3 protein-coding genes are annotated in these 1,657 nt (G+C 41.0%); 2 read left to right on the plus strand and 1 reads right to left on the minus strand.

The genetic code is table 11. The features are described 5' to 3' along the window. Together ACYC56_RS14360 and ACYC56_RS14365 are read left to right on the plus strand one after the other, a co-directional pair. Positions 1–401 (plus strand): pyridoxal-dependent decarboxylase (locus ACYC56_RS14360; protein ID WP_461374856.1); only part of this gene is annotated, 401 nt, incomplete at its 5' end. Between the two features lie 5 nt (positions 402–406). Continuing rightward, complete coding sequence (locus tag ACYC56_RS14365) at positions 407–1,045, plus strand: MarC family protein (protein ID WP_461374857.1); 639 nt, start codon at positions 407–409, stop codon at positions 1,043–1,045. Positions 1,046–1,180: 135 nt separating this feature from the next. Here ACYC56_RS14365 and ACYC56_RS14370 read toward each other — a convergent pair. Continuing rightward, a partial coding sequence (locus ACYC56_RS14370) for a PLP-dependent cysteine synthase family protein (RefSeq protein ID WP_461374858.1) occupies positions 1,181–1,657 on the minus strand: 477 nt, incomplete at its 5' end.

The following is a 1,657-nucleotide window of genomic DNA, read 5'->3' on the forward strand; positions in this document are numbered from 1 at the left end:
GAAGAAGATTCCGTGCTCTCAAACTTTGGTTTGTTCTCCGCTACTTCGGTGCAACCGGACTGAGAAAAATGCTGCGCGAACATATTAGACTTGGTCAACTATTTGCATCATGGATCGATGAACATCCAATGTTTGAACGATTGGCGCCAACACCTTTCAGCACAATATGTTTCCGCGCCAAACCAAATGGTTGGCCCGACGAGACAAAACTGAATCAGTTAAACGAAAAACTCATGAATCGAGTTAACTCAACGGGAAAACTTTTCATCACGCACACAAAATTGAACGGAAAGTTTACGATCAGATTAGTTATCTCCGGATTACGGCAAGAAGAAAGACACGTTACGGATGCTTGGCAGTTGATTCAAGATACGTTAAACAAAATTTTGAACGAGGGATAAATCTAATGGAAAGACTTTTTCAGTTTAGTTTGTTTGCATTCACCTCGCTCTTTACAATGGTAACGCCGTTTGGAATGATACCGCTCTTCACATCAATTACTTCTCAAATGCCATTGCATGACGTCCGTAAGATTGCGTTCAAAGGTGTATTGACAGCATTTATTATAATGGTTCTAATTGCGCTGGCGGGTAATTTCATTTTTGATTTTTTCCACATCTCCATTAACGGATTAAAAATTGTCGGCGGAATTCTTTTTTTCATGTCGGGTTACGACATGGTCCAGGCAAAGTTGAGTCGCCTCAAGGAAGAAGGGCAAAGTTTCAGCGAGTTCGTAAATGATTTTGCGATAACGCCGCTCGGCATTCCAATCATCTGTGGGCCGGGATCGATTACCGTGACAGTTGTGCTATTCAACGATACAAGAGATGTTATCGAAAAGCTTATTCTCTTCGGGGTGATTGTTGTCGTCTTGTTAATTACTTATTTGCTTCTTGTCGGAAGTAAAAAATTGCTTTCATTTCTCGGTGATAACGGCAATAAGGTTCTAATGCGAATCATGGGACTCATTGTAATGGTAATCGCTGTTGAACTCATGTTTGCCGGTTTGAAACCTATTGTTCAGGATATGATCACTGTTAAATAATGCAGATCTAACAATAGATCTCAATCTTGCTCATGCCCGCCTACCGGCGAGGCAGGCTCTTAATCTTAATCTGCTGTGATGACGAGAATGAGTAAGATCAAGATTAAGAGCAAGATTAAGAATTAAAACGTCGAATCAAAATAATCCTTCAATCGACAAATATCTTTCGCCGGTATCGTAATTAAAAGTAAGAATTCTTTTTCCTTCCGGAATTTCACCTAACTTTTTCGAAACTGCCGCTAATGCTGCGCCGGAAGAAATTCCAACGAAAAGCCCTTCTTCTTTGGCTACGCGTTGTGTGAATTCAAAAGCTTCTTCCTTTGAAATTGTAATTGCACCGTCTAGTAAAGTTGTATCAAGATTTTTAGGAATGAACCCGGCTCCAAGACCTTGCAGCGGATGAGGTCCAGGTTGTCCGCCGGAAATTACAGCAGACGCAGCCGGCTCAACCGCAAAAACCTTTATCTGCGGAAATTTCTCTTTCAACACTTTTGAAACACCGGTTATGTGTCCACCTGTACCGACTCCGGTTATTAAGTAATCAATTCCATCCGGAAAATCTTTCAGAATTTCATGTGCTGTTGTTTTTATGTGAACTTCAATGCTGGCTTC

Source organism: Candidatus Aquicultor sp. (genome assembly GCF_054640775.1).